Source organism: Brevibacterium iodinum ATCC 49514 (assembly GCF_900169265.1).
Lineage (GTDB): Bacteria > Actinomycetota > Actinomycetes > Actinomycetales > Brevibacteriaceae > Brevibacterium > Brevibacterium iodinum.
Map to the genome: position 1 here is coordinate 37146 of NZ_FXYX01000023.1, position 15473 is coordinate 52618.

Consider the following 15473-nt stretch of genomic DNA (forward strand, 5'->3'; position numbering starts at 1 on the left):
CATGTCGCTGCGCTGGAAGATCTCTCTGCTCATCGTCGCCTCGGTGATCATCGCCGTGCTGTCGTGCTCGATCGTGCTGCGCCAATCCGCGGCCCGGGCCGAGGACGACCGGATGCGTTCGACCGTGACGGAGCAGCTGACGAACGCGACGGCCATCTTCTCCGAAACCGGGGTGCTCACCCTCAACGCCCGCATCGATGATCCGGAGCTGCCCAAGGAAGCGCGCAAGTCCGCGCTCAAGGGTCAGAGCGTGACGATCCGGTCCGAGGTCGACGGCGAGGAGATCGTGTGGGCAGCTGCCCCCATCGAGGTCGGCTCGCACACCCAGGTGATCTCCGTGCGCGCCTCGACGAAGGACAGCCAGGAGCTCATCGGCCGCATCGACCAAGCACTGCTGGTCGGCATGATCGGCTCCGCCCTCGTCGTCGGCGGTGTGGGATCGATCGTCGCCGGCCGCATCTCCCGCAGGCTCACCCTCGGTGCGCAGGCGGCCAGGAAGATCGCCGCCGGTGACACGACCACGCGCATCGCCGACGTCATCGACGAATCCGATCAGGAGGTGTGGGCCTTCGCCACGGCCGTCGACACCGCGGTGGCCCGCCTGACCGAACGCATCGACTCCGAGCAGCGCTTCACGGCCGATCTCGCGCACGAGATGCGCACGCCGCTGACCGGTCTGGTCAACGCCGCCAACCTGCTCGAAGAGGATTCCCGCCCCGCCGACCTCGTCAAGGACCGGGTCGTGCGCATGCAGGTCCTCGTCGAAGATCTCCTCGAGGTCTCCCGCCTCGACGCCGGCCGCGCCAACCCCGAGTTCACCCGCGTCGACGTCGATCAGGCGATCCGTTCCCTGTTGGGCACGATGGAAGCCTCGGGCGCCCTGGCCGGCCATCAGATCGACACGCATCTGGCGGCGTTGAATTCGACGCTGGTCACCGATGTCCGCCGTTTCGAGCGCATCGTGTCGAACCTGCTCGTCAACGCGATCAAACACGGCGGAGATCCCATTCGTTTGGAGACGAGCACGCGCAGCATCGTCGTCACCGACTCCGGTTCCGGCTATCCGCCGGACATCGTCAACACCGGCCCGACCCGCTTCGTCTCCGCCGGCGGCGGCGGAATGGGCCTCGGTCTCGTCATCGCGCAGGGGCAGGCTCGCCTGCTCGGCATCAAGCTGATCTTCGGTAACGACCCCGTAACGGGAGGCGCCCGAACCGAGGTGATCTTGCCCGACGAGGAAGCCCAGGACCGTGCACTCCGACAGTACATCGAGAGCCGATCCGAATGATTTCGCCGAGGCGGCCCCTCACCGCCTTTCATGGCGCTGACCTGGCCTGATACCGGGATTCCGAGGTTCCGCTGAACCCGGCCTGAACATCGGCTGACCACCCGCGAGTGCGACTCGTCACCAAAATATGACAGGTTCTATATATTCCCGTTACACTTTTGTTATGTTGTATTGAAGTCGGCGAAACCTCGGCGGTCTTCGACGAGTCACAGTCACACGGAGAGTTATGTCAGAGTCATCATCGACCACAGAACCAACGGTGCGTCGACGGGATCTGCACAAGCGTCGCTCATCGTCCCCGTTCTCACGCGCACGCACCTCGTCACGCAGCACCGGGGCGCCGACCGCGCCTGCATCCGTTGGCTCTTCAGCCGAATCCCTGTCGCCCAGGCGCGCAGCGATGGCCGCCGAGGCGCGGGCCGCTCAGACGTCTCCGCGTCGTGCCGCAATGGCTCGTGAAGCCGCCGCGGTGCCCACGACCTTCGGGTCACCGTCTGGCTCGTCTGCCCGTCGGGTCAGCGCAGGAGCCGCCGAGAGCCGCGGGTCCGATGGTGCGCTGCTCAAGTCCGTGCGAAAGAAGAAAGTGCGGACCGTCTCGACACTGGCTGCCGTCTCAGTGGCGGGTGCCGCCACTGCAGTGACCATGCTGGTCAACAACCTCAGCGGAGGCGCCGAGGTCAAGACCGATCCGACCGCCGCCGGTGAGCCCGCAACCGTCAACGCGGAGAAGGTCAACGCCGACGTCCCCGAGGTCAAGGGGAAGTCGTCGATGGAGATCGGCGTGCCGAGCGCCAAGCAGAAGAAGGTCGAAGCTGCGTCCCGCGCTGTTGAGAAGAGCGCCCTGCCCGGCTGCGATGCGAAACAGAACTTCGATCAGTCCGCCGGCAATGGCGAGCTGCCCGATGAATGGCTGTGTGGCCTCGGCAAGGAAGACCACCGACTCCGCGCGGACGCCGCTGTCTCCTTCGCTAAGATGAATGCCGCGTACAAGAAGGACACCGGCAAGGAGCTCGAGATCACGGACTCCTACCGCGACATGGCCGGACAGCTCTCGGTTGCAGGCCGGAAGCCGGGACTGGCTGCCAAGCCGGGCACCTCGCTGCACGGTTGGGGCATCGCCCTCGACCTCGGCGGCGGGGTCGCAAGCAAGTCCGGAGCCTGGAACTGGCTCGTCGAGCACGGGGACGAATACGGCTGGGAGAACCCCGACTGGGCCAAGGCGAGCATGTACGAGCCGTGGCACTGGGAATACACTCCCGCCCGCGACTCGATTCCCGGCAAGTGACCGATCAGCCGCGCAGCGCCCGTCCGTATCGGCGGCGGTAGATGGCCTGAGCGAACCGGACGAACGGTTCGCCGAGTCTCCAGATGCCCAGCCCCGCCCGCGAAACCGACCTCAGGACGAGGAAGACCCGATCATCGGCGGTGCGGATGAGGATGAATGACTCCTCTCCGGTGATCGGATGTCCCGGCTTCGTGCCATAGGTGAAGCCGCATCGGTCCTCCGCCTCGAAGACGTCGATGACTCGTGAGGGCTCGGGCAGTCGGAAGGGCCCGAGGCGCACGCGGATCGTCGGCTCCTGCCCCGGCTCCACTCGAGGCGGCAGGCCAGAACCCACTCCGTCCGCGCGAGCGTCGACATCGGCCGTCGACTCCGCTCCAGCCGCTCGACTGACCATGTCCGCACTTCCGACGAGGACGGCGTCGACGTCTACCTCCATGTCGAAGCCGCTGCGGACCTTGACCTCCCAGTGCAGGAGCTCCTCGGCGCAGCGCTCGAACGTGTCTCTCCCGTGGCCGACGAAATACGCGGATTCGAAGTGACGGTAGCCGTCGGGACGCTCCAGCCACCTCGGCGAGATGGGATGAGTCAGCGTCTCCGGGCGCTCCTGTGATTGTTCGGCCATGCCTCCAACCTAACGGACTCGAACCGTCAACCGAACGGACTCGGACCGCGTGACTCACAGTCCGGACGGCTGTGTGGCGTCGACCGGACGGCCACGTATGATGCCAAGAACAGCGGACCTCAATCGAATGTCCGCTCAGCATCTGAGCCAGGATCAAAGGAGAACCACGTGCGCACAATCAACGGCATCGACGAGATCGAATCGCTCATCGGCCAGGAGCTCGGCTCCTCCGAATGGATGACGATGGATCAGGACGCCATCAACACCTTCGCCGATGTCACCGGCGACCACCAGTGGATCCACGTGGACGAAGCGCGCGCCGCCGAGGGGCCCTACGGTGCGACGATCGTCCACGGATTCTTCACCCTCTCGCTCATCCCGAAATTCTCCACCGAGGTCTTCACGATCGAAGGCGTGTCGATCCGCGTCAACTACGGACTCAACAAGGTCCGCTTCCTCCAGCCCGTCGTCGTCGGCTCCCGCCTGCGCGGAACCATCAGCGTCAAGGACGTCATCCGCGGCGACAAGGGCACGCAGGTCATCCTCGAACACACGATCGAGATCGAAGGCCAGGACCGCCCCGCATGCGTCGCCGAGGTGGTCACCCTCCTCGTCGAGTGAGGCCGCCACTCCGGCAAAATTGAGTCGATAGTGGCGAAAAGTCTGGAATTCCCCGCTGGTTCCGACTTTTCGCCACATTCAGAATGGTTCGATTCATAACAGACCCGCACGGCCGAGGTGGTGTTCGATGATTCGGCAGATGTCCGCCTGATTCGACCGTTTCGAGACTCTGAGAACGAACCACCCTTCGGCTTCCAATGCGGCGATTCGCCGATTGTCTTCAGCGAACTGCGCCGGTGAGCTGCGGTGATGATCGCCTTCGTACTCTATGGCGAATCGGATTTCCGGGTATCCCAGGTCTGGATGCAGCACCGAATCAATCAGGCGGCAGTACACCGCCGGATGTACAGACGGCTCGGGGAATCCGGCGGCGATCAACCGCAGTCGAAGGCGCGTCTCCGGGGGCGAGTCCACATCCTCCCGGACCAATTCGATCGCGCTCTGTGCAGCCCGGCGTCCGACCAAACGCGAACGCGCGGCCAGTTCGGCGCGGATCTCAGCAATCGTCGTAAGCGGACCACAATGCCACCTGCCCACAGCAGCGTCACCGAGCTCGACCAGTTGCTCGGTCGTCAGCACACCTGCGAGTTCTGCGAATAGTTGGGGCACCGAGATGAGCGGCAGGCCGAAGAAGTTGTCTGCCCGCAACCGTACATACCGGTGCAGGACCGCATCCCGCCGTCGCCGGGAAGCATTTGCCTCGCCGAGCGCCACGTGCAGACGCTTGTCGGCCGACCTCGGCAACGGCAACCCGTACAAGCGGGCAGCAGTGACATTGCACCCGACTGATCTGGGATCGGCGCCAATGGCCGCAGTGAGCCTGACCTGGTCCCGCGCCCATTGATCGTCTGCCCAGACCGGGGCGAAGATCTCGGTCTCAGGTTTCGTGTCTATCCACATTCCATGCGTGATCTGCTTGAAACGTGAGCTCGTCAGCAGCATGTGACGGGTCACCCCAAGTGCGGCCGCCTCGGTGCGAGAGAAGGGCACCGGCGCCCTCATCAGCTTCCGCGGTTTCTCGGTCCATGGCAGGATCGGCCATCTCCGCACAGGTTCACTGTCCGTCAGCGACCGTCCCGATACCAGTCTGGTCGAAGTTGCCGTCTTCGGCAGTCGTCGTGAGTCCATGACGTCTGAATATGCCTGTTTGCGCAACCTCGCTGCTACTGCTGAAGACCTGGCTGTGGACGGCGGTTGTGCGCCCACAGGCCACAGCACACGAGTGGAATACGGAGGACAAGTAACTGACAGTAGACAGATGTGGCGAAAAGTCAGGATCCGCTAGGATTTTTGGACATTTCGCCACTATCAACGGGCGATTGCAAGCAGCTGAGTCCACAGCCGCCGCGGATTGAGTGCCCCTCCCGAGTGCGGCAGGCAGCGTTGCCTCAGCTCGGGCGGTGAGCGTCGAGCTGCTGGGCGACGCGGATGTAGCCGAGGTGTGAGTACGCCTGCGGGTGATTGCCCAGGTGCATCTCGGCAACGGGGTCGTATTCCTCCGACAGCAGCCCGGTGGGCCCGAGCAGATCGTCGACCTGCCGGAACAGATCCCAGGCATCGTCGATGCGGCCGACCTTGATGAAGGCTTCGATGAGCCAGGTCGTGCAGATGTGGAATCCGCCCTCCAACCCGGGCAGCCCGTCATCGTAGCGGTAGCGGAACACCGTCGGGCCGACCCGCAGTTCGCGTTCGATCGCGTCGACGGTGGACACGAAGCGCGGATCGTCGGCGTCGAGCAGCCCCGAGAGTCCGACGAACAGTGCGGCCGAGTCCAGGTCCGTCTCACCGTAGGCGACGGTGAATGCCCCGACCTCCTCGTTAAAGCCATGCGTGAGCACGTCGTGGGCGATCTCCTCGCGTAGCTGCCGCCACGCACCGGGCGGCTCCCGATCGAACCGGTTAGCGATCCGCAGCGCACGATCGACCGTCACCCAGCACATCACGCGCGTGTACACGTTGTGCTTCGGCGGACGCCTCGCCTCCCAGATCCCGTGGTCGGCCTCGAACCATCGTTTGCCCACGGCTTCGACCATCTGACAGGTGAGGGTCCAATAGTCCTCCGGCAACTCGCCGAGGTGGTCGCTTAGTTCGTCGAGGAGCTCCGTGACCGGGCCGAACACGTCGAGTTGGACCTGATGTTCGGCGGCGTTGCCGACCCGCACCGGCCGTGATCCGGCGTATCCGGGCAGGTGGTTGAGCACCGCCTCGGTGGTCAGGGCCGAGCCGTCGACGGCGTAGAGCGGATGAAGCTGTTCGGGTGAGACCGTGCGCGCGAGCACCCCCGACAGCCATGAGAGGAATCCTTCGGCCTCACCGGTGGAACCGAGGGCGAGCAGGGCGCGGACGGTCATCGATCCGTCGCGCAGCCATGTATAGCGGTAGTCCCAGTTGCGGACGCCGCCGATGCCCTCGGGCAGGGAGGTCGTGGGGGCGGCGAGGACTCCGCCGGTGGGTTCGTGGCACAGAGCGCGCAGGGTGATCGCGGAGCGGATGACTTCTTCGCGGTGGTGACCGGGCAGAGTCAGTGATTCGACCCAGTTCGTCCAGAAGTTCAGGGCGCGTTCGCGCACATGGTGCTCGCCGCCGGTGGCCATGTATCCGGCGTCGCCCGTGCCCGTTCCGCAGGCGAGAACGAGGACGACGGATCCGCCGGGCTGCTGCGAGGGGACGACGGTCGCCTCGGCGGTGTGGGAGTCGCCGTTCTCGACGATGTCGAAGTCGATTCCGGGGGCGTGGAGTTCGATCGGCTCCGCGGTGCCGAGCACCGCCACACCATCATCGGTCCTGGTCATGCGGGTGGGAACCGTGGCGTAGTCGAGCCTGGGTGCGAAGCGGATGCGGGTCGGGGTGTCGCCGGTGAGCACGCGGACGACAATCGTGTCGTCGCTGTACCCGTCGACGGGAGCGAGGTAGTCGACACAGCTCAGTCCGGCCCACCGGGTCTCGAGCAGGGACGAGTTCCCGAGGTAGCGCTGGGTCAGCGGGGCGGCCCCGTTGGCCGGTGCCACGGCGAAGAATCCCGCCGCCTCGGAGCCGAGGATCTCGGAGAACATCGACGCCGAATGCGGCAGCGGGTGCGGCATCCAGCAGATGCTGCCGGTGGGGTCGATGAGCGCGGTCGACTGTCCATTGCCGATGAGGCTGTGCCGCTGGATCGGGGTGGCGCGGCGGCCGAAGAGCCAGGACTTGCGCAGCTCGAACAGGGCACTGAGGACGGTGGAGACCTCGGCCGGTGAGTCCAGCCGGAAGTCGGCGTGCGTAGGCGCGGCCTGAGTCCCGACCTTGAGCCCGAGGTCATCGGCGCCGAGGGTTTCGAGAGCGAATTCGTCGGCGGTGTCATCGCCGATGAAGACGACGGCTTCCGCCCCTGTCTGGCTGCGCAGGCGGGTCAGCGCATCGGCCTTCGAGGACGGCACGACGGTCAGGTCGATGACCTGCTTGCCGCGGGTGGGATGGATCGGATGGGCGGCGGCGAGCTTCTCGACAGCGGTTTCGATGTCGCGTCGATTCGCCTCGTCGAGTCCGCGCAGGTGCACGGCCGCGCCGGTGGTCTTGTGCTCGATGACCTCTCGCGGCAGGGTGCGGGTGAGATCGGTGCGGAAGTCGGCCAGGACCGCCCGCTGCTCTTCGGTGAGGGTATCGATGGTGAATGTGTCGGTCTCACCGCCGTGGGACCCGAAGAGGTGGACCTCGCGGGGCAGTCGCGACATCGCCGCGAGATCGCGCAGGCTGCGACCGGAGATCACCCCCGCCGAGGTGGACGGCAGCAAGGCGAGCGCGCGCAGTGAGTCGACCGAGCTCTCCAAGGGAAAGGCTTGGCTGGGGATGTCGACGATGGGGGCGATCGTCCCGTCGTAGTCGGTGGCCACCAGCAGGGATGGGGAACGGGAGAGCACGAAGAGGCGCCGGAAGAGGACGGGGTCGAGTGCTCGGCTGGCTTCGGCAAGGTCGCCCAACAATTCGGAGGACCTCACCGAGGCGGCGATGGTGGCCAATCGGGATTCGGTTGCGCTCTCGTGCTCGACAGTGCTCATCTCACCTCGGGTGTCTCGGTTGGCTCGGGTGCCGGTCAGGGTTCTTTCTTCACTGGGGTGTCGCTGTCCGGATCGTCCGGATCACCGGAATCGGCCGTGCGATCGGCTTCGCCGACGGCATCGGTTGGGTTCGACGTGTCCGCGGCCTGGGACGAGTTCGTATCGTCGGTGGCGTCAGCGGCACCCGAGGGGTCGGCATCAGCGGGGTCGGCCGCCTCGGCGGGGGTGTCGATCTGTTCGGGCAGGGCACCGAGCTTGGCCAGCTGGCGGCCCTTGCTCAGGCGGGAGTAGCCGCCGATGATGAAGATCACGCCGGCGATGAGGGTCGCCGCTCCCGTGAAGCCGAGGATCGACAGCGCCTCCATGCCGTCGCCGAAGACGAGGATGATGCCGAGCAGGACGTGGACTCCGGAGGCGATGAGGAAGTCCGAGGCCATGGGCTGGGACCGCAGCTGCCGGTAGGCCCAGAATTCGAGAGCGCCGTGCAGCAGGGCCCAGATGCTCAGGGGCGCGCGCAGTTCGGCGGGCTGGTCGGCGAGGAAGAGGAAGACGATGGCCGGGATCGCGATGACGGCCTGTCCGAAGATCGCGGTGCGCACGTTCAAGGGCGAGCGCACGGCCTGGAAGACCAGGGCCAAGGCGAAGAGGATGAGGTAGCCGATGGCTAGGTGGTCGACGACCTCGGTCGGCAGACTCAGCTGCACCGGATTGCTCGAATCGCGGGGCCAGAAGACGGTGACGATGCCGAAGGCGACGCCGAGGATTCCGCGTACGACCATGGGCCAGCCGAGTCGACTCGCTGCGGCAATGGCCTGCGGGGCGGCATCGGTTCGCGTGGGTGTGGCGTCGGTGCGCGGCTCTTCGGTACTCATCACGGCACCAGTCTAGGTCGCCTGCCTGAGTCTGTCCGGTCAGCGTCGGTTCAGGGTCGGGTGAGTGGCGCTTCTTCACGTTTCACGTATTTACGTAATTACGCATTTTCTGTACTGTCGAAGCATGGAACCAACACCGTCGGCAGAAGATCGCCTCTCCGCTCTCGAACAGCGAGTCGCCGAGCTCGAGGCTGCGGCCGCAGAATCCTCTGCATTGCAGGAGCCTGGCGCGACGCAGCAGAAGGCGGACGGAACGTCGTCGGTCAGAGCGGAATCACCGGCGCCATCCGGTTTCCCGGAATCATCAGTCCAACCCTCCGCCGGGAACACAGCCCTGCCGGGCGACGCAGAGACGTTCTGGGCGCTGCACGGGCTCGTCGACCACCTCGGCGAGGAGGGCGGAGTGACCTACACCGGGTACACGACTCCCCCGGGCTGCAGCGGTCCCGTGGCGTGGCAGATGGGTCTGAGCAGCGCAGGGCTGGCGCAGATCGATTTCGCCGAGGCGGCCGGATCCTTGGCAGCCCTCGGTCACCCGGTCCGCCTGCAGCTGCTCCAAGCGATCTATGAGGGCACGAGCACCGTCGCCGAACTGGGCAAGGATGAGCGCTTCGGCACGACCGGGCAGATCTATCACCATGTGCATGCTCTCGCCGGGGCCGGCTGGTTAGAGAGCGCCCGCCGCGGACACTGGCGTGTGCCCGCTCAGCGAGTCGTTCCGTTGCTCACCCTCGTCCTCATCGGAACGCACTGACAGAACCTCTCGCCGGCGGGTCGCTCGCCCACCGCGCGACCCGAACCCGACCACCACACATTCCACCCCTGCTGACCAGGAGGAACGATGACCGCCATCGACAATCACCGCACATCTGCGGCGGCGGGACGGCCGCCTCGGCGAGTGTTGATTGCCGTGATCGCGGCAACCGTCACAGCCGCTGTGCTCGCGGCGATCACTCCGTGGCCGCGCGGCTTCCAAGGCACGCCGACAGGGGACGCCGAGCTCATGGCCGAACTCGAAGACGCGCTCGCCAGCCAGCATTGGCAGCACGTGGCCGCAGCCCGCATCGTCGGCGACGGCGGCCGCTACGGCGACGGCACGGTGACCTTCGCGGGCACCGGAGCCGATGAGCACACCGAGTTCGAGATCGGCTCGATCACGAAGACGTTCACGGCCGCGCTCTTCGCCGAGGCGATCGACCGGGGCGAGGTGGAGGCGGACACCCGCCTCGGCGAGGTGTGGCCGGAGCTGGAGGGGAACGTCGCCGAGGTGACGCTCGAGTCGATTGCGATGCAGCGGTCGGGGCTGCCCTCCCAGGAACCCGCTCCGAGCTTCAGCGACGGAATGATGAGCGTGCTGTCGAATTACATCCACACCGACCCGTACCGAGGGGACGCCGCGGACATCGTCGCCAGCCTCAAAGACGTGGACGTGGGCGAGCCGGAGCCCGAGTATTCGAACTTTGGGTTCGCCGTCCTCGGCCAGGCCCTCGCCGAGGCGGCCGGGCAGGACTATTCCGAGCTCGTTCGCGACCGCCTCACCGAACCCTTGGGGATGAATGAGACGTTCGTCCCGGAGTCCGCTGACGGTCTGTCCCACGGGTTCACGGCGTCGGGGCTGCCGGCCGCTCCATGGACTCTCGGCGGCTCGGCGCCCGCCGGCGCGATTCGATCGACGACCCATGACCTGTCGATCTGGCTGCGGTCCGTGAGCGACGGAACTGCGCCCGGCGCCGAGGCGACCGAGCCTCGAGCGGATTTCGAGGATGATCGCATCGGCTGGGCGTGGTTCACGACGACGCACGACGGATCGACCATCACCTGGCACAACGGCGGCACCGGCGGCTTTCGGTCGTACCTCGGATTCGACAGGGAGACCGGTGACGGCATCATCGTTCTGAACGACTCAGCCAACGACGTCGATGCTGCCGCAATGCTCATCGGTGCCGATGCCGGCACGGATTCCAGCACTACGGCCGAAACCGAAACCCCGTCCGAAACCGGGGCAGCATCCGCGGACGAAGGCTCGACGAAGGGAGAACGCCCATGAGTCCCGAACTCGTCTCTACTGTCATCGGGGCCCTCATTGTGGCCTGGGGTGCATCCACCGCGTGGCGAGCGCCCCGCGCGGTGTCCCGGATCGGACTGCTCTCGGGGATGGTCACGGCGGTCGTATTCGTGCTGCTCATCCGCCTCATCACACCGTTCGGAGGCTGGGAGAGCTGGTTCATCTACGTCTGGCCGGCCGGAATGCTCGCCATCGCCGTCTCCGTCTTCCGGGCTGCGCTCGTGTGGCCTGACCTGCCGTGGCGATCCGACGATGCGAAGGCCCGCCGGAATGAAGCGAGCGGACTCGGCTTCTCCGCCCTGCTCGCGCTCCTCATCTCCGGCGCCCTCGTCGTTCCCGGGCTCTTCCTCTGACGGTGTGTGCCCGACTCCGCGAACGGCCGACCACGGCGGGCCGCGAAGGCCTGAGTCGGTCTGAGTCGGCCTGAGTCGGTCTCTACGTGCCCTACTGCCCCTTGACGGTCAGTGTGCCGCCGCTTTCGGAGACCTCGTACTTCGGCAGCGGCTCCTCGGCCGGACCGGAGATCACCTCGCCGGTTGTCACCGAGAAGTTCGAGGAATGGCACGGGCAGATGATGGCCTCCTCGGTGATACGAGTGACCTGGCAGCCCTGGTGGGTGCACACCGATGAGAACGCGAAGAACTCGCCTTCCTTCGGCTGAGTGATCACGTAGGTGTCCTCGATGACGGTGCCGGAACCGACGGGAACGTCGGAGGCCGGCAGGCTCGAGTCCTTCGTCGGCTCCGCATCCTCGTCGGACGAACACGCCGAGGTGGCCGCCACGGAGCCGCCGATGACCGCCACCGTTCCGGCCACGCCCGCTGTCTTCATCACACGGCGTCGGGTCGGATCCGCTGAGGCGGTCGGGTCGACGTCGGCGGGGCTGTTCGGGGTCGTCGTCATCGGAATCTGCTCCTTCTCGCGGGTGCGCACAATCCGCCATGCCGTTAACAGGCATGGACTCGTAAGTTCCAGCGTACAATTGCAGTCGGTTCACCGGCTGCAGGCACCTGTCAGGATCGAATGGCACCGGACCGATCCTCGGACGATCGGGGCGATGGGCGCGGTGGGCCGCCTCGGCGAGGGACGATTGTGGGCGAAGAAGGGGTGCGGCAGTGGCCGACGAGACGGCAGCACACCAGCGGCGCCCGGATCCGCGCATCGCGACGGGATGGGGCCTGGCCGCCTCGGTGTACGTATTCACCGTCGTCATGATGGGCACCACCCTGCCCACGCCCCTCTACCCGCTCTATGAGGAGCGGTTCGGGTTCGGCACCGCATTCACCACTCAGCTCTTCGCGATCTACACGGTCGGGGTCATCGGCGCGCTCATCATCTTCGGTCGGCTCTCCGACGGACTGGGGCGACGGCCGGTGCTCAGCCTCGGGGTGATCTTCTCGATCGCCTCGGCGGTGCTCTTCCTCATCGGATCCCACATCGGCCTGCTGCTGACCGGCCGAGTCCTGTCCGGTCTGGCCGCGGGGATCTTCACGTCGACCGCCACCGTCACCGTGCTCGAGAACGCGCCCGCCGGGCGCGAACGACTCGCGGGATCCTTGGCCACGGCGGCGAATATGGGCGGCCTCGGACTCGGGATCCTGTCCTCCGAACTGCTCGCCCGCTTCGCCCCCGCTCCCCTGCTCACGCCGTTCCTCGTCAACGCGCTCATGCTCGCCATCGCAGGCTTGGCGCTCATCTTCGTGCGCGACCGGACGCGCGGCGGGGCGACGGCTGTGCGGTTGCAGCTGCCGGGGATTCCCGCCTCGGCGAAGCGCATGTTCCTAGCCGCCTCACCTGGGGCGATCACCGGCTTCGCGGTGTGCGGGCTGTATTCGGCGATCGCGCCGAGCTTCATCGGGCAGACCCTGCACGTGACGTCGACCGCGGTCACCGGCGCCGTCGTGTTCCTTCTCTTCGGCGCCTCGGCGACGGCGCAGGTGCTGCTGCGCGGGTTGAGCGACCGCCTGCTCATCGTCGGCGGGACCGTGACCATGATCGTGAGCATGGGTGCTCTCGTCTTCGCGCTCATGGCGGGGTCGCTGCCGGTGCTCATCGCCTCCGCAGCGTTGGCCGGTGCCGGGCAGGGGCTCGTGTTCATGACCGGGATGCGTGCGATCACCGCGGTGACCGCGCCAGAGCACCGCACCGAGGCGACCACCTCGTACTTCATCCTCGCGTACGTGTTCATATCGGTGCCGCCGATCGGTGCCGGATTCCTCGCCGCCGAGGTGGGACTGGCGAATGCGACCGTCGTCTTCGCCGTCGCGGTGGCCGTCGTGTGTGTGTTGGGACTCGTGGCGGCACGGAGGTTCGCGGGCCGTTAGGTGGAGGGCCGTCGGGTGCTGGGGTGTCTGAACCAGGTCCCTGGACCGTTGGGTGACGGGTAGCTGGACTGTCGAGGCCGTTGGAGCCGTTGGGCCTGTTGGGGCCGGGTTCGCACGGAGCCGCGCGGCGGACGTCGGCCAGAGGCCTGATTTCCGGAGATCTGACTCCCGGCTCCCGAGAAATGGTCACTTTCGGATAGTTCCCGTCTCCACTCTCTCCCACACCTCGACTTGTCGCCCCGGGACCTCGGTTTGTTTCCTCCGAGGTCTCAAACCCCTTCTCCGTAGTCCCGTTTCCGGTGGAGATTCGGGTCAGTGACGTGAACTAGGGTTGGAGCCATGACCTCCGCAGCCACGACCTCCGCCCTCGATGTCCTCCACGATGTCTTCGGCTATGAGGAGTTCCGGGGTCAGCAGGCGGCCATCGTCGACCAGATCGTCGGCGGCGGGGATGCGGTCGTACTTATGCCCACCGGCGGCGGAAAATCCCTGTGCTATCAGATTCCCGCCCTGGTCAGGCCTGGTACCGGTGTGGTCATCTCCCCACTCATTGCGCTCATGGCCGATCAGGTCGCGGCACTGGAGAACCTTGGCGTGCGGGCCGCCTATCTCAACTCGTCCCTCGATTTCGACACCGCCCAGCAGGTCGAACAGCAGCTGCTGGCCGGTGAGCTCGACCTGCTCTACCTCGCGCCCGAGCGTCTCGTCCTGCCGCGGACGATGCGACTGCTCGAGCAGGCACAGATCTCCCTGTTCGCCATCGACGAAGCCCACTGCGTGTCCCAATGGGGCCATGACTTCCGCAGCGACTATCTGGGGCTCGGCGTCCTGGCCGAACGATTCCCCGATGTCCCGCGCATCGCCCTGACGGCCACGGCCACTCCGGCCACCCACGCCGAACTCACCGAGCGCCTCCACCTCCAGGATGCCGAGCACTTCGTCGCGAGCTTCGACCGACCCAACATCACCTACCGGATCGAGCCGAAGGCCTCGGCGAGGTCGCAGCTGCTGAACTTCATCACCACCGAACACCACGGGGATTCGGGCATCGTCTACTGTCTGTCCCGGCGCGGGGTGGATCAGCTGGCCGAAGCACTCGTCGCCCGCGGCCTCACAGCCCTGCCGTACCACGCAGGGCTGCCCTCCGAGGTGCGGGCGCAGAATCAGGCGAGATTCCTCCGGGAGGACGGCATCGTCATGGTCGCCACGATCGCCTTCGGCATGGGCATCGACAAACCCGATGTCCGCTTCGTCGCCCACCTCGATCTGCCCCGGTCGGTCGAGGGCTACTACCAGGAGACCGGTCGAGCCGGCCGCGATGGACTGCCCGCTGATGCGTGGATGGTCTACGGCCTCGGCGATGTCGTCTCCCAACGTCGACTCATCGAATCCGGCGAGGGCGACCAGGTGTTCAAACGCCGCCAGATGAGCCACCTCGATTCGATGCTCGCCCTCTGCGAGACCGTCGACTGCCGACGTGTCCAGCTGCTGCGGTACTTCGACGAGGAATCCGCACCGTGCGGCAACTGCGACACCTGCATGACACCCCCAGTGACCTGGGACGCGACCGTGGCCGTGCAGAAGCTGCTGTCGGCCGTCATCCGCCTCGACCGAGAACGCGGACAGCGTTTCGGTTCGGGCCAAGTCATCGATGTGCTGCGCGGCAATGACAACGACCGGTCCCGGTCCTCGGACCATGCGAGCCTGAGCGTCTGGGGCGTCGGCGACGACCTGTCCGAGAGTCAGTGGAAGACCGTCATCCGGCAGGTGCTCGCCCGCGGCCTCCTCGAATCCCATGGTGACTACGGTGTGCTTGTGGTCGGCGAGAACGCCGGCCCCGTGTTGCGCGGAGAAGAGGAGATCTCACTGCGTGTCGACCCGGTGAAGAAGTCCGGAGGCAAGAAGGCCGGATCAAGTCGCCGAGGCGGCCCCGAGGTCGAGCTCGACCCCGCCGATGCCTCCCTGTTCGAGGCCCTGCGCTCCTGGCGAGGAGAGCAGGCGAAGGAGCAGGGCGTGCCCGCCTACGTCGTATTCCCCGATGCCACGCTCTACGGCATCGTCGAGGTCAAGCCGACGACGATCAGCGAACTCGGTCAGGTCAGCGGAGTGGGTCTGAAGAAGCTCGACCGCTACGGCGACTCCGTGCTCAAGGTCCTCGCCGCGCACGCAGGCTGAACCGCCTCGGGCCCCTCAAACTCCCCATTTGCTACCCGACGGCGGCCCAGCAACCTGGCGTGGAGTGGTCCCCAATAGTTGGACTGCTGTGGGGTCAGCATAAAGCAGTTACCGGCTGTTCGGCTGTGGCGGTCTTGGTCCGATATTCCATCGGGGCAAGACCGCCAAGCCGTGTCGAGATCCTCTC

Annotated in this window: 13 protein-coding genes; 8 read left to right on the plus strand and 5 right to left on the minus strand. The window is 66.2% G+C overall.

The window, feature by feature from the left end; all coding sequences use genetic code 11:
- Nucleotide 1 precedes the first annotated feature (1 nt).
- Nucleotides 2-1288 (plus strand): sensor histidine kinase, encoded by a 1287-nt coding sequence (locus tag BI49514_RS13630; protein ID WP_101547028.1) that lies wholly within the window; start codon nt 2-4, stop codon nt 1286-1288.
- A 226-nt stretch (nt 1289-1514) separates the two neighbouring features.
- Nucleotides 1515-2573, plus strand: a complete 1059-nt coding sequence (locus tag BI49514_RS13635; RefSeq protein ID WP_167443990.1) for a M15 family metallopeptidase — start codon at nt 1515-1517, stop codon at nt 2571-2573.
- A 4-nt stretch (nt 2574-2577) separates the two neighbouring features.
- Here BI49514_RS13635 and BI49514_RS13640 read toward each other — a convergent pair whose 3' ends face one another.
- The gene (locus BI49514_RS13640) at nt 2578-3195 is read right to left on the minus strand and encodes a DUF1990 family protein (protein WP_101547030.1); all 618 of its coding nucleotides are present in this window, start codon (nt 3193-3195) and stop codon (nt 2578-2580) included.
- Between the two features lie 168 nt (nt 3196-3363).
- Here BI49514_RS13640 and BI49514_RS13645 point away from each other — a divergent pair, with 168 nt between their 5' ends.
- Complete coding sequence (locus BI49514_RS13645; RefSeq protein ID WP_101547031.1) at nt 3364-3816, plus strand: MaoC family dehydratase; 453 nt, start codon at nt 3364-3366, stop codon at nt 3814-3816.
- A gap of 93 nt (nt 3817-3909) precedes the next feature.
- On the opposite strand, the gene BI49514_RS13650 is transcribed toward BI49514_RS13645, so the two are convergent.
- From BI49514_RS13650 to BI49514_RS13660, 3 genes are all read right to left on the minus strand, one after another.
- Nucleotides 3910-4806 carry a PDDEXK family nuclease gene (locus BI49514_RS13650; RefSeq protein WP_145996224.1) on the minus strand — a complete coding sequence of 299 codons (897 nt, stop codon included), beginning with the start codon at nt 4804-4806 and terminating at the stop codon, nt 3910-3912.
- A gap of 398 nt (nt 4807-5204) precedes the next feature.
- A complete protein-coding gene (gene otsB, locus BI49514_RS13655) occupies nt 5205-7850 on the minus strand; it encodes a trehalose-phosphatase (protein WP_101547033.1) in 2646 nt (881 codons plus the stop codon).
- 35 nt (nt 7851-7885) lie between these two features.
- Nucleotides 7886-8722, minus strand: coding sequence for an HdeD family acid-resistance protein (locus BI49514_RS13660; protein WP_180954389.1), 837 nt, complete (start codon nt 8720-8722; stop codon nt 7886-7888).
- Nucleotides 8723-8846: 124 nt separating this feature from the next.
- Here BI49514_RS13660 and BI49514_RS13665 point away from each other — a divergent pair, with 124 nt between their 5' ends.
- The 3 genes from BI49514_RS13665 to BI49514_RS13675 all read left to right on the plus strand — a co-directional run bounded on the left by BI49514_RS13665 (nt 8847) and on the right by BI49514_RS13675 (nt 11140).
- Nucleotides 8847-9476, plus strand: coding sequence for an ArsR/SmtB family transcription factor (locus BI49514_RS13665; RefSeq protein WP_115614096.1), 630 nt, complete (start codon nt 8847-8849; stop codon nt 9474-9476).
- A gap of 87 nt (nt 9477-9563) precedes the next feature.
- The gene (locus tag BI49514_RS13670; protein WP_101547034.1) at nt 9564-10769 is read left to right on the plus strand and encodes a serine hydrolase domain-containing protein; all 1206 of its coding nucleotides are present in this window, start codon (nt 9564-9566) and stop codon (nt 10767-10769) included.
- Complete coding sequence (locus BI49514_RS13675) at nt 10766-11140, plus strand: hypothetical protein (protein ID WP_101547035.1); 375 nt, start codon at nt 10766-10768, stop codon at nt 11138-11140. The genes BI49514_RS13670 and BI49514_RS13675 overlap by 4 nt, the downstream gene beginning before the upstream one ends.
- A 91-nt stretch (nt 11141-11231) precedes the next feature.
- On the opposite strand, the gene BI49514_RS13680 is transcribed toward BI49514_RS13675, so the two are convergent.
- A complete protein-coding gene (locus BI49514_RS13680; RefSeq protein ID WP_101547036.1) occupies nt 11232-11690 on the minus strand; it encodes a Rieske (2Fe-2S) protein in 459 nt (152 codons plus the stop codon).
- A 212-nt stretch (nt 11691-11902) separates the two neighbouring features.
- On the opposite strand from BI49514_RS13680, the gene BI49514_RS13685 reads away from it, so the two are divergent.
- Both BI49514_RS13685 and recQ read left to right on the plus strand, forming a co-directional pair.
- Nucleotides 11903-13111, plus strand: a complete 1209-nt coding sequence (locus BI49514_RS13685) for an MFS transporter (RefSeq protein WP_208634996.1) — start codon at nt 11903-11905, stop codon at nt 13109-13111.
- A gap of 339 nt (nt 13112-13450) precedes the next feature.
- On the plus strand, nt 13451-15286 hold the full coding sequence (gene recQ / locus BI49514_RS13690; RefSeq protein WP_101547037.1) for a DNA helicase RecQ: 1836 nt from the start codon (nt 13451-13453) through the stop codon (nt 15284-15286).
- Nucleotides 15287-15473: the final 187 nt, after the last annotated feature.